23 protein-coding genes are annotated in these 22,716 nt (G+C 67.6%); 12 read left to right on the forward strand and 11 right to left on the reverse strand.

Annotated features, from left to right (window positions below; all coding sequences use genetic code 11):
- Positions 1-72: 72 nt before the first annotated feature.
- From EV645_RS32725 to EV645_RS32740, 4 genes are read left to right on the forward strand one after another with little or no spacing between them, the layout of a single operon-like run.
- Complete coding sequence (locus EV645_RS32725; protein WP_157997214.1) at positions 73-1,407, forward strand: TolB-like translocation protein; 1,335 nt, start codon at positions 73-75, stop codon at positions 1,405-1,407.
- A gap of 44 nt (positions 1,408-1,451) precedes the next feature.
- Entirely contained in the window at positions 1,452-2,483 is a 1,032-nt protein-coding gene (locus EV645_RS32730; RefSeq protein ID WP_130447950.1) for a tetratricopeptide repeat protein, read from the forward strand.
- A gap of 13 nt (positions 2,484-2,496) precedes the next feature.
- Positions 2,497-3,315: a pentapeptide repeat-containing protein gene (locus EV645_RS32735; protein ID WP_130447951.1), complete on the forward strand. Its 819-nt coding sequence runs from the start codon at positions 2,497-2,499 to the stop codon at positions 3,313-3,315.
- 36 nt (positions 3,316-3,351) lie between these two features.
- Positions 3,352-3,681 (forward strand): MmcQ/YjbR family DNA-binding protein, encoded by a 330-nt coding sequence (locus tag EV645_RS32740; RefSeq protein ID WP_130447952.1) that lies wholly within the window; start codon positions 3,352-3,354, stop codon positions 3,679-3,681.
- A gap of 7 nt (positions 3,682-3,688) precedes the next feature.
- Here the strand turns inward: EV645_RS32740 and EV645_RS32745 are convergent, their stop codons facing one another.
- Entirely contained in the window at positions 3,689-4,132 is a 444-nt protein-coding gene (locus EV645_RS32745) for a hypothetical protein (protein ID WP_130447953.1), read from the reverse strand.
- A 68-nt stretch (positions 4,133-4,200) separates the two neighbouring features.
- On the opposite strand from EV645_RS32745, the gene EV645_RS32750 reads away from it, so the two are divergent.
- On the forward strand, positions 4,201-4,785 hold the full coding sequence (locus EV645_RS32750; RefSeq protein ID WP_130447954.1) for a helix-turn-helix domain-containing protein: 585 nt from the start codon (positions 4,201-4,203) through the stop codon (positions 4,783-4,785).
- A 49-nt stretch (positions 4,786-4,834) separates the two neighbouring features.
- Here EV645_RS32750 and EV645_RS32755 read toward each other — a convergent pair whose 3' ends face one another.
- Positions 4,835-6,019, reverse strand: coding sequence for a flavin-containing monooxygenase (locus EV645_RS32755; protein WP_130447955.1), 1,185 nt, complete (start codon positions 6,017-6,019; stop codon positions 4,835-4,837).
- A gap of 12 nt (positions 6,020-6,031) precedes the next feature.
- On the reverse strand, positions 6,032-7,054 hold the full coding sequence (locus EV645_RS32760; protein WP_130447956.1) for a methyltransferase: 1,023 nt from the start codon (positions 7,052-7,054) through the stop codon (positions 6,032-6,034).
- Positions 7,055-7,143: 89 nt separating this feature from the next.
- Here EV645_RS32760 and EV645_RS32765 point away from each other — a divergent pair, with 89 nt between their 5' ends.
- Positions 7,144-8,286, forward strand: a complete 1,143-nt coding sequence (locus EV645_RS32765) for a LuxR C-terminal-related transcriptional regulator (protein ID WP_130447957.1) — start codon at positions 7,144-7,146, stop codon at positions 8,284-8,286.
- 26 nt (positions 8,287-8,312) lie between these two features.
- On the opposite strand, the gene EV645_RS32770 is transcribed toward EV645_RS32765, so the two are convergent.
- Complete coding sequence (locus tag EV645_RS32770) at positions 8,313-9,224, reverse strand: alpha/beta fold hydrolase (protein WP_130447958.1); 912 nt, start codon at positions 9,222-9,224, stop codon at positions 8,313-8,315.
- A gap of 190 nt (positions 9,225-9,414) precedes the next feature.
- On the opposite strand from EV645_RS32770, the gene EV645_RS32775 reads away from it, so the two are divergent.
- A complete protein-coding gene (locus tag EV645_RS32775; RefSeq protein ID WP_242000862.1) occupies positions 9,415-10,782 on the forward strand; it encodes an alpha-L-fucosidase in 1,368 nt (455 codons plus the stop codon).
- Here EV645_RS32775 and EV645_RS32780 read toward each other — a convergent pair.
- Positions 10,742-11,431: a class I SAM-dependent methyltransferase gene (locus EV645_RS32780; RefSeq protein WP_242000803.1), complete on the reverse strand. Its 690-nt coding sequence runs from the start codon at positions 11,429-11,431 to the stop codon at positions 10,742-10,744. The two genes, EV645_RS32775 and EV645_RS32780, sit on opposite strands and share 41 nt — an antisense overlap.
- A 127-nt stretch (positions 11,432-11,558) precedes the next feature.
- A complete protein-coding gene (locus EV645_RS32785; RefSeq protein ID WP_130447961.1) occupies positions 11,559-12,518 on the reverse strand; it encodes an ArsR/SmtB family transcription factor in 960 nt (319 codons plus the stop codon).
- Positions 12,519-12,573: 55 nt separating this feature from the next.
- On the opposite strand from EV645_RS32785, the gene EV645_RS32790 reads away from it, so the two are divergent.
- On the forward strand, positions 12,574-13,830 hold the full coding sequence (locus tag EV645_RS32790; protein ID WP_157997216.1) for an MFS transporter: 1,257 nt from the start codon (positions 12,574-12,576) through the stop codon (positions 13,828-13,830).
- Between the two features lie 33 nt (positions 13,831-13,863).
- A complete protein-coding gene (locus EV645_RS32795; RefSeq protein ID WP_130447963.1) occupies positions 13,864-14,244 on the forward strand; it encodes a VOC family protein in 381 nt (126 codons plus the stop codon).
- Positions 14,245-14,255: 11 nt separating this feature from the next.
- Here the strand turns inward: EV645_RS32795 and EV645_RS32800 are convergent, their stop codons facing one another.
- From EV645_RS32800 to EV645_RS32810, 3 genes are all read right to left on the reverse strand, one after another.
- Positions 14,256-14,585: an STAS domain-containing protein gene (locus tag EV645_RS32800; RefSeq protein ID WP_130447964.1), complete on the reverse strand. Its 330-nt coding sequence runs from the start codon at positions 14,583-14,585 to the stop codon at positions 14,256-14,258.
- A complete protein-coding gene (locus EV645_RS32805; RefSeq protein WP_130447965.1) occupies positions 14,582-16,744 on the reverse strand; it encodes an ATP-binding SpoIIE family protein phosphatase in 2,163 nt (720 codons plus the stop codon). The genes EV645_RS32800 and EV645_RS32805 overlap by 4 nt, the downstream gene beginning before the upstream one ends.
- 105 nt (positions 16,745-16,849) lie before the next feature.
- Positions 16,850-17,659, reverse strand: a complete 810-nt coding sequence (locus EV645_RS32810; protein WP_198682027.1) for a hypothetical protein — start codon at positions 17,657-17,659, stop codon at positions 16,850-16,852.
- A 362-nt stretch (positions 17,660-18,021) separates the two neighbouring features.
- Here EV645_RS32810 and EV645_RS32815 point away from each other — a divergent pair, with 362 nt between their 5' ends.
- The gene (locus EV645_RS32815; protein ID WP_130447966.1) at positions 18,022-19,950 is read left to right on the forward strand and encodes an acyl-CoA dehydrogenase family protein; all 1,929 of its coding nucleotides are present in this window, start codon (positions 18,022-18,024) and stop codon (positions 19,948-19,950) included.
- Here the strand turns inward: EV645_RS32815 and EV645_RS32820 are convergent.
- Complete coding sequence (locus tag EV645_RS32820; RefSeq protein WP_242000804.1) at positions 19,947-20,426, reverse strand: winged helix-turn-helix transcriptional regulator; 480 nt, start codon at positions 20,424-20,426, stop codon at positions 19,947-19,949. The genes EV645_RS32815 and EV645_RS32820 overlap by 4 nt on opposite strands.
- A 76-nt stretch (positions 20,427-20,502) precedes the next feature.
- On the opposite strand from EV645_RS32820, the gene EV645_RS32825 reads away from it, so the two are divergent.
- Positions 20,503-21,087 (forward strand): dihydrofolate reductase family protein, encoded by a 585-nt coding sequence (locus tag EV645_RS32825; RefSeq protein ID WP_130447968.1) that lies wholly within the window; start codon positions 20,503-20,505, stop codon positions 21,085-21,087.
- A complete protein-coding gene (locus EV645_RS32830; RefSeq protein ID WP_130447969.1) occupies positions 21,087-21,896 on the forward strand; it encodes an MBL fold metallo-hydrolase in 810 nt (269 codons plus the stop codon). Before EV645_RS32825 ends, EV645_RS32830 begins: the two co-directional genes overlap by 1 nt.
- On the opposite strand, the gene EV645_RS32835 is transcribed toward EV645_RS32830, so the two are convergent.
- Complete coding sequence (locus EV645_RS32835) at positions 21,889-22,692, reverse strand: alpha/beta fold hydrolase (protein WP_157997217.1); 804 nt, start codon at positions 22,690-22,692, stop codon at positions 21,889-21,891. The genes EV645_RS32830 and EV645_RS32835 overlap by 8 nt on opposite strands.
- Positions 22,693-22,716: the final 24 nt, after the last annotated feature.

Raw genomic sequence — 22,716 nt, forward strand, 5'->3', positions numbered from 1 at the left:
GAGCGAATGTGGCGGGGCCTGCAACTTATGGCGTTGTGGCTGCATCAAGTAGGTGTCCAAAGGGGGGACATCGTGAAGGTTTTTCAGACCAGGAATATTCGCTCACCAATTCGTACCGCGCTCGCGGTGCTCGCAGTAGCCGCTGTACCGGTGGGAGCAGTTGCCGGTCCGGCGAGTGCCGGTGGGGATCGGCAGCAGGGGACGATCGGGCTTGTGTCGGTCGGGGCGGGCGGAGGTGGGGGCAACGCCGGCCTGTTCCCGGGGACCGAGAAGGGGGTCGGCGTGTCGGCTGACGGGCGGTACGTCGTGTTCTCGTCCTACGCCACCGATCTCGTGGCCAACGACAACAACGGCCAGCGGGACGTCTTCGTTCGGGACACCAAGACCGGCCGTACGACGCTCGTATCGGTCGGCGTCGGTGGGGTCCAGGGCAACCACGAGAGCCGGCAGGGGTCGATCTCGGCCGACGGACGGTTCGTCGCCTTCAACTCGGACGCTTCGAACCTGCTGGCCGGTGACACCAACAACAGCTCGGACGTCTTCGTCCGGGACACCAGGACCGGGCGTACGACGCTGGTCTCCGTCGGCCGCAACGGTCCCGCGGACCAGGGCGCATACCAGCCGGACATCTCTGCCGATGGCCGCCAGGTGGCCTTCACGTCAGGATCGACGAATCTGGTCGCCGGCGACACCAACAACGTCGCTGACATCTTCGTCCGGGACCTCGACGCCGGACGGACCCAGCGGGTATCGCTGACCGTCGGCGGACAGCAGTCGGCGTACTCGTCGAACGATCCCGCGATCTCGGCGGACGGGCGCTTCGTCGCATTTGCTTCCAATACCGACGTGGCGGTACGGGATCGCAGTACGAACAGGACCCGCGTGGTTTCGCACGGCGTCACCGTCGACCCGCGGTCCGAGTCCCTCGAGGCCGTCAAACCGGCCATTTCCAACGACGGACGGTTCGTGGTCTTCACAGTGATCGGGTGGTTCCCGGGAATGGATCCGGTTCCGAACGTGTGGCTGCGCGACCTCCGGACCGATCGGCTCGAGCTGATTTCCGTTGATTACTCGGGGAATCCGGCGTTGGCGATCGGCGGCAGCTTCAGTACCGGCATCTCTGCGGACGGACGGTATGTCACCTTCGGGACGACTGCTCGCCTGACTCGCACCGACGACGGGGAGCTCAGCGACGTGTTCCGTTTCGACCGGAGGACCAACTCCCTCCAGTGGATCACGTCCGGCCAGGATCAGACCCGGGTGGACGGCAACAACGGGAGTCACGGCCCGGCGATCTCCGACGACGGAGAGCATGTCGCGTTCGACTCTGACGGCAAGTCGCTGGCACCCGGCGGAGGCATCTCCGGATACGACACGTATCTCTGGAGCTCCGCGCGTATCAGGTGAAGAATGGCGCGCAGCGGTCGCGCCGGTAGGTGGGGGGTGCGGTGATGACGGCAAGCGAGCATGCTCGGAGTGGTATCGCCGGAGCCGAGCGGATCCTGCAGTTGGCGATCGACTCCGGGCACGCCGATCTGGCACCGAAGGCAGCGTTCAATCTCGGGGTCCTGCGTGAGGATCGAGACGATCTGGCCGGGGCGGAGCTGGCGTATCAGCTGGCTATCGACTCCGGTCATGCGGACCACGCCCCGAAGGCGGCGGTCAACCTCGGGGTACTCCGCGAGGGACGGGGTGACCTCGCGGGGGCGGAGCTGGCGCTCCAGTTGGCGATCGACTCCGGCCACGCCGACATGGCCCCGATGGCGGCGGTCAACCTCGGCGTACTCCGTGAGGATCTGGACGGGGCGGAGCGCGCCTATCAGGTCGCGATCGACTCGGGGCACGCCGACCAGGCACCGAAGGCGGCGGTCAACCTCGGCGTACTCCGGGAGGAGCGGCGCGACTGGGCTGGTGCGGAGCGGGCGTACCGGCTGGCGATCGATTCCGGGCATGCTGCCATGGCTCCGATGGCGGCCGTCAACCTCGCGGTGCTCTGCGAGGAGCGGGGCGATTTCGCCGCCGCGGAGCTGGCGTACGAGTTTGCGATCGAGTCCGGACACACCGATCTGGCTCCGAAGGCGGCGGTCAATCTCGGGGTACTGCGTGAGCAGCGGGGCGATCTCGCCGGGGCACAGACGGCGTACCAGGTCGTGATCGATACCGGACACGCCGACCAGGCCCCGCAGGCGGCGGTGAATCTCGGGGTGCTCTGTCACGGCCGGCAGGATTTTGCCGGGGCGGAGTCGGCGTTCCAGTTGGTGATCGATTCCGGGCACGCCGATATGGCGCCGAAGGCCGCGTTCAATCTCGGAGTACTTCGTCAGGATCAGGGCGACCTCGACGGCGCCGAGCGGGCCTACCAACTCGCGATCGACTCCGGGCATCCATTAGCTGCTCCCTGCGCGCGAGAGGTGATGATGCAGCTCCGCGGAGGTGACGACGCGGCCGGCGCGGCTGATGCGCTGTGCGCCAGCACGCTCTAGCCTCGACAGGGACATGCCTCCGAGCCACCGGCCCGTACGCCGCCTGGACCTGCGCGCCGACTGCGCGCAGTGCGCCGGCCTGTGCTGCGTGGCGCTCGCGCTGACCGCCTCCGCCGACTTCGCCATCGATAAGCCGGCCGGTGAACCGTGCCCGAATCTGAAGCACGACTTCCGCTGTGGCATCCACGCGCGGCTGCGAGACGGTGGCTTCCCCGGCTGCACCGTGTACGACTGTTTCGGCGCCGGCCAGAAGGTCACCCAGGTGACGTACGGCGGCCGTGACTGGCGGCAGGCGGCGGACTCGGGCGCGCAGATGTTCGAGGTGTTCGCGGTGGTGCGGCTGCTGCACGAGCTGCTCTGGTACCTGACCGAGGCCGTGGAGCTGGCGCCTTCCCTGGACGATGCGCTCAGGCGCGCGCTGGACGACACGGAACAGCTGGCCCTCGGCAGCCCGGAGTCGCTCACGGCTCTCGACGTACTCGCTCATCGCTCACGGATCAACGACCTGCTGCTCAGGACCAGCGAGCTCGTCCGCGCCGGCGTCTCGCCCACACCGATCAACCGACGCGGCGCGGATCTCATGGGCGCGGACCTGCGCGGCGCCGACCTCCGGGGTACGGACTTCCGCAGCGCCTACCTGATCGGCGCCGACCTGCGCGGGGCCGATCTCACGTACGCCGACCTCATCGGCACCGATCTCCGCGACGCCGACGTCCGCGGCACCCACCTCGCCCGGAGCATCTTCCTGACCCAGATGCAGATCAACGCGACCCACGGCGACGCCGCCACCACCCTCCCGAACCGGCTGGCCCGCCCGACCCACTGGTCCTAGCGTCTGCTGTCTGCCTTGTCGTGAGAGATTGGACGGATGGCGACGTGGCAGGATGTCGAGCGGATTGCCGGGGGACTGGCCGGCGCGAGGCCCGGGCGTGCGCATGAGGGTTCGCCGACGTTCGACGTCGGACGCCATCCGTTCGCGAGGCTGCGGTGGGATGACGCGGGCCGGGAAGTTCTGCAGTTCTGGACCCTCGACCTCGACTCCGGCGATGCGCTCGCTGATCGCTCCGACGTCTTCTTCGCGGTGCACACGTTCAAGGTCAAGGCATCGATCTGCGCGTGGCTCGACCGCCTCGAGGACGACGAGCTGACCGAGATCCTGACCGATTCCTGGCTTGCCAGACGCGGCGTCCGGATCTGATCAGGAGTTAATGCCAGGCATCCCCGGGCGTCCGGACGTAATGCCGCCAGGCGAACCGCCACGGGACGACGGCGATGATGACGACGACGAAGGAACAGTTGACGAGCACCGCGCGCGTGGCGGAGTCCAGGTCGTGCGAGACCAGGTGAGGAATCGCGATCGTAGCGATCCAGATGAGCTTCCAGGTCACCTCGAAGAGCAGGATCGGCAGCATCCGGACGGGGTATCTGAGTCCGAGAAAGGCCAGGAGCGACATAGCCGTCAGTAGACAGACGACGACTCCTTCCCAGAGCGGGAGGGATCGGGCGTTGTTGACGAGAAGCGGCCACTTGACGATTGCCAGACCGATTCCCATGAACGCATAACCGATCCGCATGACGTTCAGGCTGCGGGCAGACAGTTCGGCTGCCGGCGTCGAGGGCCGGGAGATGACTTCTTGCGGTGGGTTCATACCCCCAGGCTGTGGCCGTGCCGGGTGAATAGCTATGAAGGTTGCTGTTTGTGGGAAATGAGCGTCAGATGAGTGGCGTGGAGGACACCTCGGCGGCGGAGATCGCAGCAGTGCTCGATCGGGTCGGCGCCCGGTTGCAGCTGCTCCGCGCCCACCGCCAGTTGACTCTTGCCGATGTCGCGAAGGCCACGGGTATCTCGAAGAGCACGATGTCGCGGCTCGAGACCGGGCAGCGGAGGCCGACGCTGGGCCTGCTCCTCGCGTTGTCGCACGCCTATCAGGTGGGACTGGACGATCTCGTCGCCGCGCCGGAGGAAGGCGATCCGCGCATCCGGCTCAAGCCCGGTCGAGTCAAGGGCAGAACCGTGATCCCGCTGACCGGACAGCCCGATGGCGCGCAGGCTTGGAAGATCGTCGTTCCGGCCGGCAAGGTCGACCCGCAGCCGCGCGCACACGACGGCCATGAATGGATCTACGTTCTGTCCGGCCACCTGCATCTGGTTGTCGGTGACCAGGACTGGGTGCTGGGCCCCGGCGAGGTGGCCGAGTTCAGCACCCAGGTTCCGCACTGGTTCGGTAGCACGGGCGAGGAACCGTCGGAGATCCTCAGCATCTTCAGTCGCCCCGGCGAACGGATGACCGTCCGGACGTGAGCCACAGGGCGATCCGCGCCGGGCAGCGGCGCGCTGTGATCTGAGGGGTTCACCCACCGGCCCGGCCCGGGTTGCCGCGGATCGGGTCTTGGCTGCTTTGCTCGCTCCGCCGCAGTTCCTGGGCAATCGCTTTTGCTGCGCGTCGGGCCTGTTTGGCGGCGAATCCGAGCTGTGACGGTCTCGGCACGAACCCGATGAACCGCAGGCCGTCCGCGGCGGGCTCTTCGCCAGTGGTCTTCGGCCAACCCCGCTCGTCGAGCACGCCGAGGTGCCCAACCAGCTGCGAGAGGCCTCTCCGGAAGCCGGTCGCGCAGACCATCGCGTCGGGGTTGATTCGCGTTCCGTCCGCCAGCGCCACGCCGGCGGCGTCGAGGGCCTCGACGCCGCGCACGATCTCGATGGACTTGTCCCGGATGGCCGCGATGACGTCCTTGTCCAGGATCGCCGGGGCCACGCCGAGCCGCGAGCTCCGCGCGAAGATGCCTTCGGCGGGCACCGGGAGTCCGAATTCGTGCAGGTCCCCGATGTCCATCCTCCGGCTGAACCGAGCAATCGCATCGGCGATCCGGACCGGGGCATGGTAGAGCGGCGTCGCGATGAAGTCGCCCGGTATACCCCCGGGTCCCTGGCGGAGCATGATGTTGGGCGGCGTGCGAACGGCGAGCCACACCTTGGCCGCACCGCCCGTGGCCAGGTCGTAGGCGATCTCCATGCCGGAACTGCCCGGTCCTACCACCAGGACCCGTTTGCCGTTGTACGGCAACGGATTCCGGTACTGCGAAGAATGAATCAGACCGCCTGGCCACTCGCCGCGCCCCGGCCAACCGGGGATGAAGGGCTCGTGATCGAAGCCAGTGGCAACCACCACCTGGGAAGCGTCGATTTCGCCGGTGGAGGTTGTCAGCCGCCAACGCCCGTTGGCTCGGTCGAGCCGTTCTGCCGTGCAGCCCAAGCACAGTTCGATTCCGTCTTCGTTCGCATGGCGCTCGAGGTGGTCGATCACCTGGTCTCGTGTGGGAAAGGTCGGTGTCCCACTCGGGTAGGGACGGTTCGGCAGATGCGAGAACTGCCTGCCGGTGTTCAGACGCAGCCGGTCATAGCGATTGCGCCACGACGAGCCGACCTGGTCGGCCCGGTCGACGAGCAGCGGCTTGATGCCGCGATCGGCAAGGGCCACGGCCGCCGAGACACCGGACGTGCCTGCGCCGATGATCGCTACCTGGTGCGAGATCACCGCGAAGATCTTTCAGGCGGTTTCGGCGACGATGACGCTTATCGGTCCGGCCAGCGGCCGGTGATCGAGACAGCGCCAGCCCGTGTCCTGCAGCCAGGCGGTGCCTTCCTCGACGCTGTAGACGTCGCCGTCGTTGACGTGGATCGCGAACTCGCCTGCCATCAGCGCGGCCGGGAGCGGCTGGGTGTGGGTCGGGTCGGTCCAGAAGTCGGCGAGCAGCAGGCGGGCCCCGGGCTCGGCGGCGGCGCGGATCCGGTGCAGGATCGACTGGTTGGTCTCCGGAGCGAAGCAGTGCACCAGGTTGGCGAGCAGGAAGGCGTCGTACCCCCGCGGCAGGTCGTCGGCCGCGAGGATGTCACCGACATGGACGTCGAGGCGCTCTGAGTAGGCCGTTGCGCGCAGCTGTTCCCTTGCGACGGGCGCAACGAAGGGGAGTTCGAGGACGGTCGCGGTGAGGGCCGGGTCGGCCGCGGCCAGGGCGATCGACCAGGAACCGGTGCCGCCGCCGATATCCAGCAGCCGGCTTCCTGCAGGCAGCGCGGCCGCCTCGGGAAGGGCATGGCAGGCCGCGGCGGTGGCGGCGGCGATGCCGGCCGACATGATCGGTACCAGGTCGTCGTCGATCTCGTAGATCTCGTGGGCCGGTCGGCCGCGGCCGAGCGCTCCGGCGAGGTCCTCCCAGGCGGGGTAGCTGAGCCGGTCCCAGAACCTGAGCAGCGGCCGGAAGTCGGCTGCGGTCGCGCCGGACAGGAACGTGGCCGCCACCGAGCTGTTCGCGTAGCGGTCGCCCTGCCGCTCGAGCAGGCCGATCGCGACCATGGCGTCCGCGCTGATGCGTGCCGTACGCCGGGTGAGACCAGTGCGAGCGGCGAGACCGGCGAGATCCACCGGCCCTTCTCCCAGCGCCTCGAACACGCCGAGTTCGCAGGCCGCGAACAGGTGCTTGCTGGCCATGAAGCCCTGCGCGATCTCGAAGATCCGGTTCGGCGTCATGTCGCGGAGATTCCCCGTTGGGGCTGTGTCTGTGGTCGTCATTCCCTCAGCGTGCGGAGCGGCTTCAGATGGCCGCAATCCCACGATTCTGGGGGTGCCGCCGGACCTGGGCCGCGCCGTACTCTGCAGATGTGACCGGGACTTTGGCACCGCGGATCCGCGACGAGATCCACCGGCTGGGTGGCGGCGGAATGACGTGGGTGGACTTCGGCGCCGCTGTAGCCGATGTGCTCGCGACCGCCATCCCCTTCCACGCCTGGTGCTGCCACACGGTCGACCCGGGAACGATCCTGTTCACCGGCAGCGTCAACCGCAACGTCGGCTGCTCCGGCTCGTGGCTGGCCCATCACGAGTACGTCATCGAGGACGTCAACAAGTGGTCCTTCCTCGCCCGCAGCGGCCGGATCGCCGGTGCGACCAGCATCGACACCCACGGCGAGCTGTCCCGCTCGATTCGGCACCGGTCCCAAGAGAACCACGGATTCGGCGACGAGCTGCGCGTGTCGCTCGTTGCCGATGGCATCTATTGGGGCGCGGCGGCCTTCCTGCGTCGCGCCGACGAACCCTGGTTCACCGAGGGCGAGGTGCGGACACTCGCAATGTTGGCTCCCGTGATCGCGACTGGTCTGCGCCGCGCCATGCTGGCGCGACCGATCTCGCCGTACGTCGGAGGGCCGGTGGACCACGGCCCAGGGGTGGTCGTATTCGATGAGCACGGCGAGCCGGAGTCGATCTCCGGTGCCGCGGAGCGGTGGATCGGCGAGCTTGTCGAAGAGCCTCCACCGAGTTCACCGAGCGAGTCGAAGACGGTGCAGGCGATCGCTGCCCGCGCCCGCGCGATCACGCCCGGCACCGACCCCCTCGAGCTGGCCGCCCGAGCCAGGGTCCGGACCCGCTCCGGCGCCTGGCTCCTGCTGTACGGCACCCGGCTCAGCGGAGGCACCGGCGACAGGACCGCGGTGATCATTCATCCCGCCACCCCGCAGGACGTCGCGCCGGTCATCGCCCTCTCGTACGGCCTGACCGACCGGGAGTGCCAGGTGGCCGTGCAGTGCGTTCAGGGTCGGGTCACCAAGGAGATCGCCCGCGCCTTGACCATGTCGCCGTACACCGTGCAGGACCACCTTAAATCGATCTTCGACAAGACCGGTGTGCGCAGCCGGGGCGAGCTGGTCGGGCAGATCTTCCTCGACCACTACGCGACCCACTGGGAGGCCCCGGCCGGCCCGACACCTGGCCTGCTGGTGCGCAGCATCTCACCAGACGAACCCTGACACCGCCCACTCAGATCGTTCGTCTGTCAGGCCGTCGATGCGGCGACGTCCAGGACTGCCTGGGCGAATGCTGTCGGATGCTCTTGAGGGGGACTGTGCCCGATGCCTGGTAGTTCGCGCCGGTCGAAGCCGCCGGTGAACAGCGGCTCGTCGCCACGGGAGTCATCGGCACCGAGGCCGTCCGCGAGGGCGTCGAGTGAAATGGTCGGCACGGTGATGGCGGGCATCGTGGCCAGGATCTTCTCGAGGTCGTCGTACCGCGGGTCGCCGGGGGCGGCGCGGCGGCGGTGCTGGTAGGAGTGGATGACGGTGGCAACGAAGTCGGGGTTGCGCAGGCTCGGCGCGCTGGCCGCGAAGGCGGCATCACAACCTGTCCATAGCGGCGACCATTGCCGCCACAACAATCCACACAGCTCATCGGTGTAGAGCTCCAGCCCGGCCCGTCCGCGTTCGGTGAGGAAGTAGTGGGTGTACCAAGCCGCGCTCTCGGCTTCCGGAGCTTGAGGTTCGTCGGACCTGGCGATGTTCTGGATGTTGTAGCCGCCGACCGTTACCAGGCCGACGACCCGCTCGGGTGCAACCGCGGCCGAGATGCAGGCAGCTCGGCCGCCCCAGTCGAATCCGCCGACGACCGCGCGTTCGACCTCGAGTGCATCGAGCAGATCGAGCAGGTCCTGCCCGAGCGCCGCCTGCTGTCCGGAGCGTGTGATGTCGGGGTTGCGGTACCGGGTCGGCCCGAATCCCCGCAGGTACGGCGCCACGACGCGCATACCGGCTCGGGCGAGAATCGAAGCCACTTGGTCGTAGCAGCGCGCGTCGTACGGAAAGCCGTGAAGCAGTACGGCGGTTGGCCCGTCCGACGGCCCAGCAGCGTCGTACGCGATGTCCAGCGACGGCGTCGAGACAACATGCGATTCATTCAGACCACGAGTGCCCATCAAGCCTCTCCTCACTGCTCCAGCTACCCCCTGAATGCTGACAGATGTTGGTCGAGGTGTCCTGGACCAATCTGCGGCGGCCCACCCACCGCAAGCCAACTGACTCGCAGCTGGCGTGCGTGGCGGGCCGTATGCTGATTCGCCGGTGTTCTGTGCTTCACTGCTCGAGATGACGAAGGGCCACTGTCTGATGCAGATCAAGGTTGGGTTGTCCGACGATCTGGACGAACTTCGCCGGAAGGCTTCAACGGTGAGGCCTTCGTCGCGGCAGATCACCTGGCAGGGGCAGGAGTTGACGGCCTTTGTGCATTTTGGCCCCAATACGTTTACCGGGTTGGAGTGGGGGACCGGGGTTGATGATCCGGGGGTGTTTGCGCCGGAGGAGTTGGACTGCTCGCAGTGGGTGGGGGCGTTGCAGTCCGCGGGGTTCAAGAGTGTGATATTGACGGCTAAGCATCATGATGGGTTTTGTCTTTGGCCTAGTCGGTATGTGACGCATACGGTTGCCGCTAGCCCCTATCGGGGTGATGTCGTCGCCGAACTGTCAGCGGCGTGTCAGGCAGCGGGGGTTGGGTTTGGGGTTTATTTGTCGCCGGCGGATCTTTATCAGGAGAAGGCGGCCGGCGGGTACTACGGGAACGGTAGTCCGGCTGTGCCGTCGACGATCGGCCCGGACGATGGTCCATTCCGTTATGACGTGGATGACTACAACCGGTATTACCTCGACCAGTTGTACGAGCTGCTGACGCAGTACGGGCCGATTGCTGAGGTCTGGTTGGACGGGGCTAATCCGACGAGCAATGCGCAGACGTATGACTACGAGGCGTGGTTCGATCTCATTCGGCGGCTTGCTCCGGATGCGACCATCGCGATCGGTGGGCCGGACGTGCGGTGGGTGGGGAACGAGGACGGATTCGCGCGCGAGACCGAGTGGAGTGTCATCCCGTTTGCCGACGGGCGGATGGTTGCCGCTGAGACGGAGGCGGATGTCGCGGGGCCTGAGCAGTTGCGGAAGGCGGATGAGCTCCGGTGGTATCCGGCCGAGGTTGACGTGTCGATCCGGCCGGGCTGGTTCTACCACGCTGCTGAGGATGCGGCGGTGAAGTCCGTCGCGGAGTTGCTCGACATCTATCGGAAGTCAGTCGGGCGGAACGCCGTACTGCTGCTGAACGTCCCGCCGGATCGCCGCGGACTGTTCGCCCAGCCGGATGTCGAACGGCTGGCGGAGTTCGGCAACGCGGTGCGGGAGTACTACGACGCCGATCTGGTGCTTCCGGCAACCATCAACGTGATCGATGTTCGCGAGAACATCGAAGACGGTCAACAGGTCGAGTCATTCGCTGTGGACGCCATGATCGACGGCACCTGGACTCAGGTCGCAGAAGGCACCACGATCGGCCACCGCCGGCTGCTGACGCTCCAAGAGCCGATCACGCCCACCGACGTACGCATCCGAATTCTCTCGTCACGAGCGGCAGACGTTGGTGTCCGACTGTCCGTCCACTACGACCCGACGATCACTGGCGGCGGGCCAGGTGGACGTGGATCTGGCCGTTGATTTCAACGGTCTCGGGGAGGACCTCGAGGGTTCGGCGGAAGACTTCCTCGCGGTCGGCGGGTGCGAGGAGCACGTACGCCGACACCGTTGAGAGGTGCCCGACATAGTCGTGGGCGCTCATCGTCAGGAGCCGTTCGATCACGACCTGCCGGACATCGCCGAACCACTCGGACTGTTGGAGCTCCGTGCCGGGCCACTGCATCGACAGGTCCGCGGATGTGCCGTCGGGCGATGGGACGCCGTCGTCCTCGAGGTACGGCGCACGTGCGGCGCGCGCGGCCTCGTCGAGATCCGGGTCGGCCAGCCCGATGGGCACGCCGAACGAGGTGAACACACCACCCTGCCGGACAAGTGCGGCCATGCGCTCCCATCGGCCTTCAGGGTCGGTCCAATGGAGCGCGGCAGCCGAGTACACCAGGTCGTACGACGAATCCAGCGGCAAATCCTCGAAGGCAGCCTGCAGCGTGGTGACGTTCGGTGGCAAGTGTTTGTGTAGCTCCGCGAGCATCGCCGCATCAGGCTCAGACGCCGTGATCGCGATCCCGCCCTGCGCGAACAGCCGCGTCGCCTTACCCGTCCCGGCGCCGATCTCCAGCGCGGTCCCGATCGGCCCACCGGCGTACGCCGTCACCAGCTCGAGAAGCTCCACCGGATACCCAGGCCGAAACCGTTCGTATGCCTCCGCCACGGCCCCAAAACTCAACGCACGCACAACCATGCCCGGAATCCTGACACCTTCCACGACCCAGCGCTTCTCAATTTCCGGCCGAAGGCAATTAGGTCCTGCGGATGAGCCGGTCGCCGAGGTCGGAGCGGTGGTAGAGGACTGAGCGGCCGTGGCGGGCTGAGGTTAGGAGGCCGGCGGCTTGGAGGGCTCGTAGGTGTTGGTTGATGGCGGTGGGGGTGACGTTGAGGCGGACGGCTAGTTCGGTTGTGGAGGTTGGGGTTTCCAGGAGGGACAGGAGGCGGGCTCGGGCTCGGCCGATGAGGTTCGCGAGGGCGGCCGGGAGCGTTGGTGCTGAGGTCTGCCAGAGGGTGGCGAGGCCTCGGGCTGGGTAGATGAGGTGGGGTGGCTCGTCGGGGGAGATGGGGGTGGCGGCGCGGCGGCTGAAGAGGGACGGGGTGAGGGTGAGGCCGCGGCCGGCGGTTGAGGTTCGGTAGGAGAGGTCGCTGCGGAGGCGGATTCGGAGGACGGTCTCGTCCAGGCGGACGTGTGGGTCGATGTCGGTGAACATCGCCGCCAGTCCGGCGTTCGCCATGACTCGGCCGCGGTAGACGATGTCGGCCTCGAGGATGGTGCGCATGCGCGTCCAGTACGGCTCGAAGCAGGCGTCCCAGTAGTCGCGCAGCGCGGCCAGCAGACGGCGCAGGACGGTGGCCGGGCGCCCGACGAGTACCGACGGCAGAGTGGCCGGATGGACCGCGGCGAGGTCCACTCGCACGACCCCAGCAGGAGTGTCCACAAGAGCCGTCAACTCGTCCTCGATCCTGCCCAACGGACTGTAGGGCCGAGGCGTGAGGAAGTCGGGAGTCCACAACGCCTCGTTGGTCAGGGCGTAGAGCAGCTCGAGGTCGAGCTCACTGCGGGCCGGCTCAGTGGCCCGCAGCCAGGGCAGTTGCAACGGGAACCGGCCAGGGTCACGCAGAGTCCGCAGGGACAGGACCAGCTCCTGCAGCGGTGAGATCGCGAACCGCACCTCACCGAGATCGTTGCCCGCCAGCTCGTACTCGATCATGAAGCAATACGCTACATCTCTGGCACCCGACAGCATCCGATGCGACAACTGTCGAGTGCCTGAACTCCTCCGTGATCCCGTCGAACGCGCGCTCGCCTCCGCCGTGGCCGCGCTGTCGCTGTCCCGTGGCATGTTCTTCGCCGTCAGCGCCCTGTACTTCACCCGCGGAGTCGGCCTGTCCGCAGCCACCGTCGGGATCGGCCTCACCCTCGCCGGAGCGGTCGGCGTCCTCGCGTCGTACGTCGGTGGGCGGTTGAGCGACCGCTACGGCGCGGACCGGCTGCAGCAATGGACGCTGGCCGCGAACGGAGCCGCACTGCTGGCGTATGCGCTTGCCGGCAATGTCGTCAGCTTCATCCTGATCGCGGCCTGCGTCTCCGCCACACGCGGCCTGCAGAGCACTGCCCAGGTGACACTGCTTGCCCGTTGGTACGTCGGCCCGGAGCGAGTCACTGTCCGCGCCAGGCTGCGGGTGGTGATGAACGTCTTCATCGGCGGCGGCAGTCTGCTCGCAGGGCTCGCGCTGATGGTCGACACCACAGCGGCGTACCGCCTGACGGTGGTCCTCGTCGGCGCCGTCACAATGCTCGGCACACTGCCGCTGATCGGTCTGCGCCGCAGGGTCGACGGGCTGGCCGCACGCATGGACGCGTCGAACGGCGCTGCGCGAGACGTGCGTGAACGATCCCCGCTGCGCGATCGCACGTACGTCGCATCGACGGTCCTGAACGCCATACTCGCGATCCAGTTCGGACTGACGTCGGTCGCGATACCGCTCTGGGTCGCCGACCACACCGATGCGCCAACCGTCGTCGTCTCGGCGCTACTACTGGTCAACACCGCCTACGTGGCTCTCTTCCAAGTGCGTGCCTCCCGAGGCGCACAGAACCTGCGTACCGCTGGCCAGTCGGTACGCCGAGCAGGCCTGTTCCTGCTGGTTGCCTGCGTCCTCTTCGCCTGCGCGGGGTACGTCGGCGCCGCAGCAGCAACCGCCATACTGCTCCTGGCCGCGCTCGCGGCGTCCGCGGCCGAGACGCAGGGCGAGGCCGGCGGCTGGACCATGGCCTTCGACCTCGCCGACCCCGCTCGCGCGGGCGCCTACCAAGGGCTCAGCCAAACCGGCTACGCGGTCGCCCAGATGCTCAGCCCGGCCGTCGTGACCACCAGCGCGATCGACCACGGCACACCGGGCTGGATCGCCCTCGGCTCACTCTTCGCAGCCACCGGCATCGCCACCGCGCTGGTCGCCAACCACGCAGCCACACACAGAAACCAGCCCGAACCCATCTCCGGAGTACAAGTCAGCCAATAGAGTGGACATCGCTCATACGGCAAGGAGTTCCGGATGGACAGCGTGGGTGTTCGCTACATCGTGTACGACGTGGCAGCGGCGGTGACCTTCTATACCGACCGGCTCGGTTTCACCGTGGAGATGGACTATTCGCCAGGGTTTGCCGCGGTGACGCGTGGCGGACTGCGGTTGATGCTGAACAACGTCGGCGGCATCGGCGGAGCATCCCAGCCCATGCCCGACGGCCGATCGCCGGAGCCCGGTGGCTGGAACAGGTTCCAGATTGTCGTCGACGACCTCGCCGCCGAGGTCGCGCGGCTCCGGGCCGAGGGCGCGACCTTCCGCAACGAGATCGTCGTCGGTGTCGGAGGCTCTCAGATCCTGCTGGAGGACCCGGCCGGCAACGTGATCGAACTGTTCCAGCCGGCCAACTGACCGATCGCTGGTCATTCGAGGCTGTGTTGGACCGGGATGGTCCGCGGTAGGTCTGTAAGTTCGAGGGCGGCTCGGATTGGGGAGTCCGGCGGGACGACGATGCGGAGCTCCTGACGGCTTTGGGTCAGGCGTTCGGCGAGACGGAAGAGCATCGCGATGCCGGAGCTGTCGAGATAGGCGGTCTCGGTCAGGTCGACGGCGATGACGGACTCGTCGACCGAGGCGATGCGGCTGATGACCTCCCTTACCTCGGCCGCGTTCGTGAGGTCGACTTCTCCGGAGATCCGGACGACCTGGACGCCTTTGCTCGTCCAGGCGTCGACCTCGGCGTACGCCGTCATTTCTCGTCCCCGACCGCTACGTGGCGTCGCATGTAGATCGTCGTACCTTCCGGATCGCTGTCGATGTCCACCGAGTCGGACAGCCCGTGGATCAGTGTCAGGCCCAGGCCGCCGCCGCGGTCCGCCGGACGCCGCCACTGACCCTCGTCGCGCACGGTCAGCTCGACCGAGCCGTCCACCAGGCGCGCCTCGACGTGCATGTCGCCGGGCGAGGCGCCGTACGCGTGGCGTACGACGTTGCTGCACGCCTCCCCGCAGGCGATCGCGATCTCGCCGGCGTCCCGCGCGTTGACACCCGACTCGCGGAGCCAGCGACGCAACGCATGCCGGACCTGGAAGAGCATGCGCGCCTCGGCCGGTACGTCGAGGGACAGCGGCGTTCCAGCCAGCGCGAGAGGCCGCAGCGCGATCAGCGCGATGTCGTCGGCCACCTTGCCGGTCTCCGCCAGGGTGGAGAGCAGATGGTCGCAGAGAGCGTCGAGGTCGGCCCATTCGGAGCCTTGGGCTTCGGCGAGCAGCCGATCGAGTCCGTCCTGGATCGACAGTGTGCGCTTCTCGACCAGCCCGTCGGTGTAGAGCAGCAGAGTCGCGCCGGGCGGCAGCCGGTGCGTTGCTTCGGCATAGTCCCAGTGCGCGAGTACGCCGAGAGGTGGAGCCAGCCCGCCGTCGAGGTACTGCGTGCTCCCGTCGTCGATCAGGAGAGCCGGCGGATGTCCGGCGTTCGCGATCCGCACGGTGCCGGTGTCCGGGTCGTACAGGACGTACAGCAGGGTGACCATCTCGGCCATCGGCAGCTCGCGGGCTAGCTCGTGCAGTCGGCTCATCACCGTTACTGGTGACGGATCGTGGATGGCGTAGGCCCGCACCGCCATCCGCAGCTGTGTCATGGCTGCCGCGGCCTGCAGGCCGTGGCCGGCAACATCACCGATGACGAGACCTATCAGGCCGGCGCGCAGCTGGATCACGTCGTACCAGTCGCCGCCGACGTGTAGGTCGGCTGTCGCTGGGACGTATCGGGCGGCCACGACCAGGCCGGGGATCTCGGGCATCCGGTTCGGGAGCAGGCTGCGCTGGAGTGTCTCCGCGATCTGGTGCTCCCGCCGCGTCCTGGCCTCCTCCCGGGTCAGCTGCTGCTGGGTCTCCTGCCGCTGGTCGGTCTCGCGACGCAGCCGGTCGGTGGTTGCTTCCAGTTCGGCGGTGCGGTCCTTGACGCGCACCTCCAGGTCGGCTGCCGCCGCCATCAGCGCGCGTGCAAACCCGATCCGTTCGGTCACGAGCGCGGCGAGGAAGAACGACGTCAGCGCGACGGTGGCGTTGAAGGCCTGGAGGGTCAGCATCTTCTCGAGCAGCGACTTACCCTCGAACGGGCCGAGGTCGCGCGTCGCCGACCAGGTCGCGATCAGCGATGCCGTCAGCGCGGCGGGCGCAGCTCCGCGCAGTTGCAGGCGCCACGAGGCCCAGCCCAGCAACGGCAGGACCAGGAACAACAGCTGGACGTCGGTGCGGGTCGTCCACGACACCAGGACGATCGTCAGCACAAGAATGATCCCGGCTTCGAGCCAGCGCGCGACCGGCCACGGTTCGAGCTCCCAGAACAGGGGGATGCACAGGAGGAACGGTGCGACGGCGAGAACGCCCATTGCGTCGCCGGTCCACCAGACCGCCCAGGCACCGGCCAGTCCACGGGTGCCTTTCGACGCCATGAGCGTGGTGGCACCGATGGTCGCGCTGATCGTCATGCTCGCCAGCGCACCCAGGAAGACGATTGCCAGCGCGTCACGCAGACGATCCAGCTGACGGCGGAAGCCGATGCGCTCGAGCACGATCGAGGCCACCAGCGGTGCAAGCGTGTTGCCCAGTGCGGTCAGCAGCGCGGGAACCGGACCGGTGCTGATCGGCAGATTCACGGCCAGAGCCGCGAGCGCGACGCCCGGCCACATCCGCCTTCCCAGAATCAGGAAGGCGGCCAGTGCGATGCCGCTGGGCGGCCACAGCGGCGTGACGTTCCGCTCGACCAGCGACAGACTCAGACCCAGACGTGCGCCCAGATAGTAGGCCGCGCCGACCAGCACAGCGGCCGCGGCGGTACGGCCCAGATCCGCCGTCAGGCGCGGCCTATGTGCCGTCGAGGCCCACGAGCCTTCCGTGCGCTCAGCCATGGCTTTCTGGGCTCACTAGTCGCGACAGCGTCGGCCTCCACCCTCCGGTGCTCTTAGCTCATGGGACGCTGGAAAACCTGGCTACGTCAAGTCACCATGGCCAGGTCACTCGCCGAACAGCATCTGGGCGTCGCCGGGCCTGATCTGCCACCGGAAGTAGACCGGGTCGGCGAAACTCGCCGGGACCTTGCCCAGGCCTTGGATGACGGTCGCGGTCCCGTTCGCGTGGCCGACGGCGTACGCGTAGGCCGACTGGGTGTCCTTGTCGATGCCGACCAGCATCGTCCCGTACTGACCGCACTTCTCGGCGACCAGCGCATCGAACGCCTGCCAGGTCGACCCGCGCACCTTCTTCACGACCGGCTTGAGCGGCGACGTCCGGGGGAGCCGGATCGTGTAGAGCGCGCCGCCGCGGGTATTGGCCAAGAAGGTGTCGTACGTCGCGGTCTGGCTGATCATCGCCATCGTCTTCACCGCGCCGAACCCGGTGGCCGACTGCTTGTTGGCCCACAGCCGCGGATTGTTGCCGTTGTTGTAGTACATCTCCCAGCGAGTCAGCGTGCCGTCGGTGCGCAGCTGGTACTGCGTGGTGAGGTTCGGCGGGTCGGGATAGTCCCAGTACCTCGTCGTCTCGAAGAAGGTCGTGTCGCCCCAGCCGCCGCCGACCCGGTAGTGCGTCGGCCTGGTCGGGTCGACCACGCCGTCCAGCGTGATCAGGTACGAGGTGCCGTACATGGTCGAGCCGAGCACCGTGTATCCGGTGATGGACGCGTCGTACCCGGTGACGTCCGGATCCACTGACAGCGAACCACTGACCCGGACGGCGCCGGCCGGGAAGACCCCGACGTCCTCCTTGTCGGCGGTGACCGCGCCAGGTGTGATCCGCTTGCCGGCGACCGCGCCGGTGGCGGTCACGGACCCGACGCTGACGACGCAAGCCGCCGACGCCTTCGCGGCCGTCGTGGAACCCGTTCGCGCGGCCGTCGCGGCCCCGGGGGTGACACCTGCTACAAGCAACACGGCAACCGCCGCGCGCCCCGCTGTACTCAGTCGACCGGACATGGCCAGCCCCTCGGTTCGCAGTACGGAGTAGTCCTTCTGTGTACTCCGATACCGCGCGGGGCCGGAAGGTTATGCCGGGCTTGCGTCGCAGATGGTTAGTCGGCTACCTGGGCCTTGGTCAGGCCCAGAAGGGGTCGCCGATGTGTTGGTCGACTGTGCGCTGCCGTTTCGGGTACTAGCGGGTAGTAGGAGTCTCCAGGCGAGGAGGGATACCCGTGACGGCTACGACGCGGCAGGTGGGGGAGCGTGAGGCGCGGGAGGTTGCGGAGGCGGCGCGGGAGAGGGAGTGGACCCGGCCGAGTTTCGCCAAAGGGCTGTATCTGGGTGACTTCGACCTGTCGCTGATCCATCCACAACCGCATGCGGTCGCGGCCGACCATGCGGTGCGCGGCGAGGAGTTCATCGCGCGGCTGGCGGCGTACTGCGAGACGCTCGACGGGCTGCTGATCGAGCGCGAGGCGAAGATCCCGGACGAGTACCTGCGCGGGCTCGCCGAGCTGGGCACGTTCGGCATCAAGATCCCGGTCGAGTACGGCGGTCTCGGCCTGTCGATGTCGTACTACGGCAAGGCGCTGATGCTCGTCGCGTCGGTGCATCCGAGTCTGAGTGCCCTGGTGTCCGCGCATCAGTCGATCGGTGTGCCGGAGCCGGTGAAGATGTTCGGGACCGACGAGCAGAAGCAGCGGTTCCTGCCGCGCTGCGCTGCCGGTGCGGTGACGGCGTTCCTGCTCACCGAGCCCGATGTGGGCTCGGATCCCGCCCGGCTGGCGTCGACGGCGATCCCGACCGACGACGGTACGGCGTACCTCTTGGACGGCGTGAAGCTCTGGACGACGAACGGTGTCATCGCCGAGCTGGTCGTGGTGATGGCACGCGTGCCGGAGCATGAAGGCGGCCGGGGTGGCATCAGCGCGTTCGTCGTGGAGGCCGACTCGCCGGGGATCACCGTGGAGAACCGCAATGCCTTCATGGGGTTGCGCGGGATCGAGAACGGCGTGACCCGTTTCCACCAGGTCCGGGTGCCGGCCGAGAACCGGCTGGGACGGGAGGGCGACGGCCTGCGGATCGCGCTCACCACGCTGAACACCGGCCGATTGTCGATCCCGGCGACCACCACGGCGGCGGCCAAGTGGTGCCTGAAGATCGCGCGGGAGTGGTCCGCGGAGCGCGTCCAATGGGGCCGGCCGATCGGCTCCCACGCAGCCGTGGCCGAGAAGATCTCGTTCATCGCCGCGACCACGTTCGCGCTCGAGGCGGTCCTCGACCTGTCGGCGAACCTGGCCGACGCGGGTACCAAGGACATCCGGATCGAGGCGGCGCTGGCCAAGCTGTGGGCCAGCGAGATGGCCTGGCGGATCGCCGACGAGCTGGTGCAGATCCGCGGCGGACGCGGGTACGAGACTGCTGACTCGCTGGCGGCCCGCGGCGAGCGCGCCGTACCCGCGGAGCAGATCCTGCGCGATCTGCGGATCAACCGCATCTTCGAGGGCTCGACCGAGATCATGCATCTGCTGATCGCCCGGGAGGCCGTCGACGCCCACCTGTCCGCGGCGGGCGACCTCGCCGCACCGGACGCCGACCTCCAGGCCAAGGCGAAGGCCGCGGTCAACGCGAGCGGGTTCTATGCCAGATGGCTGCCCAAGCTGGCGGTCGGCAAGGGATCGGATCCCAGGTCGTACGGCGAGTTCGGGCCGCTCGCGAAGCACCTGCGGTACGTCGAACGCTCGTCCCGCAAGCTCGCGCGGCAGACGTTCTACGGGATGGGCCGCTGGCAGGCGAAGCTCGAGTACCGGCAGGGCTTCCTGGCGCGGATCGTCGACATCGGCGCCGAGCTGTTCGCGATGGCCGCGTCCTGCTCGCGGGCCGAGACGCTGCGCGCACGGGACGCCGCCCAGGGCGAGTCGGCGTACGAGCTGGCGGCGGTGTTCTGCGAACAGGCGCGGCTGCGGGTCGATCACCTCTTCGAGCAACTGTGGAGCAACACCGACGACGCGGACCGAAGACTGTCCCAGCAGGTCCTCGACGGCAAACACAGCTGGCTCGAAGCCGGCATCGTCGACCCCTCCGAGGGAACCGGCCCATGGATCGCCCAATGGCAGCCCGGCGAATCGACAGCGGAGAACCAGTCACGCCGCTATCGCTAGTCGGCCTGCGTTTGCTGGGCGTTGAGGCGGTCGAATGGGCTGACGCCGTCGTCGGGCTTGGGTGGCGCGCCCAAGTGGCGCGTGCGGAGGTCGTTCATCAGGGCTTCGATGAAGGGTGAGCCTTGCTCGTGCATGAATTGGTGGCGGGCGTGGAGTTCGTTGTCAGCCGGCCGCCAGGTGAGGGACCAGTTGCCTAGGGCATCGAGGACGGGGAGGGTCTGGATGCCGGCCTCGGTGAGGCTGTACTGCGCGCGTTGGCCGCGGGCTGCCGTGCCTCGGCTGAGGAGACCGGCTTCGACCAGGCGGACCAGGCGGTCGGCGAGGATGTTCGAGGCGATGCCTTCGGCCGATCCGGTGAGCAGTGCCCGGAAGTAACGGCGGTCGCTGAAGATGACGTCGCGCAGTACGAGCAACGACCAGCGATCGCCTAGCACCTCGACGGCGGCATTGATCGGACAGCCTGACCGTGGTTCCACGTCTCCTCCTTGACAGGTCCGGGCGTCGCCATAATAGTGATTGCAGATTGCAAGCACTAGTCGGAAGAGGGGGAAGATGGGCCGCTTCGTGTATGCGATGAATGTGTCCCTCGACCTGCGGATCGAGCAGGTGCCCGGGGACAACGGTGCGGGCGAGTGGCTGCGCATCGACGAAGAACTGCACCGCGAGGCCAATGCGCGGACGCGGCAGCTCGCGATGATCGTCCACGGACGTGTCGTTTATGAGGTGATGGAGGAGTACTGGCCGCGGTCCCGCGAGGACGCCTCGCTGCCCGACTTCATGCGCGAGTACGGCGAGATCTGGACCGCCATGCCCAAGGTGCTCGTCTCTCGAACCCGCCACACCGCCGATCACAACACCCGGATCATCGGGGGAGACGACGCGATCGAGCAGCTCGCCGTACTGCGCGCCGAGACCGAAGGCACGATCGCGGTCGGCGGCGCGGCGCTCGCCACGCAACTGCTCCGCGCCGGGCTGCTCGACGAGCTCCTGCTCACGACCCATCCCTCGATCCTCGGCTTCGGCCGGCCGCTGTTCGACGACTACGACCTGCCGATCGACCTCGAACTGCTCGACCAGCAATCGTTCGGATCGGGCGTCACGATGAACCGCTACGCGATCCTGAAAGAGGCCGGCTGATGCTGAGGCACGTTGCGGACGGCGTACGCGTCCACCAGAGCGAGCTGCTCCAGAACAACACCATCGTCGTACAAGGCGTTGCCGGCGTACTGCTCGTCGATCCCGGAATCACCGGCGACGAAATGGCCTGTCTCGCGAAGGATCTCGATGGCGAACCCGTCGTGGCAGGCTTCGCGACGCATCCCGACTGGGACCACGTGCTCTGGTACGCCGACCTCGGCGACGCACCGCGCTACGGTACGGAGCGCTGTGCGGCTGATCTGTCAGAGCTCCTGTCGAGCGCGGACTGGAAGACCGGCGTCCTCGAGTGGGTGCCGCCGGAGCTCGCCGACGGGCTGCCGCTCGACCTGTTCGGTCTCATCACCGGTCTACCTGCCGGGACCACTCACCTCCCTTGGGACGGCCCACAAGTCCGCATCATCGAGCATCGGGCACATGCTCCCGGCCACGCGGCGCTGCTGATCGAGGAGCACGGCGTTTTAGTTGCCGGAGACATGCTTTCGGACGTCCTGATCCCGATGCTCGACGTCAACGGCGCGGCCGACCCGATCGAGGAGTACCTCGCCGCTCTGCAACTCTTCGACGACGTCGCGGACAACGTCGCAGTCGTCGTACCGGGCCACGGCTCCGTCGGCGGAGCAGACGAACTACGCATCCGGATCGACCAGGACCGCGCCTACGTAGAGGCCTTACGCGACGGCCGCGAAGTCAACGACCCGCGAATCGGTCCCTCGGCGAAGACCGGCTGGGAGTGGGTCAGCGACGTACACGCAGGCCAAGTCCAACGCCTCGCCCAGAGAATCAGTTGATTTCCGACTCGGCATCGAAAGCGGTGGCGAGCAGGAGATTGAGCTGCTCCGCGACCGCCTCGGGGTTGCTGGTGTGTGGGGAATGCCCGCTGTCGATCACGACCAGCTTCGACTCCGGGATCAGCTCGTGAGCGGTACGCGCAGCCGCTAGTGGCAGAACCGGGTCCTGCTCGCCCCAGATCAGGACGGTCGGTGCGGCGATCTGCCGTGCCTGGTCGCGCAGATCGTGCCCCGGCAAGGTGAAGCTGTGCCACATCTGCGCGACTGCTTTCCGCCCTGCGGCGGTGCGTGTGGTGGCAATAGCGTCGGCGCGCGCACGTCGGTCGGCGCTGGTGCGTGAGCGCATGTACCACCAGGAGAAGCCCGGATAGATGAGCCGCACGAACCAGGGCCGGCTCATCATCGTGCAGAACACCCGACTCGAAAGCTGCGCTGCCTCGAAGCCACCACCGTCGATGATCATCAACCCGCGCACGAGGTTCGGGCGTCTGACGGCAAGGCGTGTGGCGACGTTTCCGCCGATCGAGTTCCCGACCAGAACGGCGCCGTCGGGAGCCATCCGGTTCAGGATCTCCTCGACCAGGTCGGTGAGGTTCAGTTCGTTCGATGCTGAGGCTGCGGACTCGCCGTGACCCGGCCAGTCGATGCTGATGCTTCGGAAGCGTTCCGGCAGCAGACCGCGCACCTCGTCGTAGTCGCGACGGCGATGGCCGCCGCTGGGAAGGAGGACGACGGTCGGTCCAGCCCCCTGCACGTCGTACGCGATCTCGCCGGCTGAGGTGACGATGGTGTCCATGACGAGGACCGTAACACACTGACC

It is taken from the genome of Kribbella rubisoli, assembly GCF_004217145.1.
Taxonomy (GTDB): Bacteria; Actinomycetota; Actinomycetes; order Propionibacteriales; family Kribbellaceae; genus Kribbella; species Kribbella rubisoli.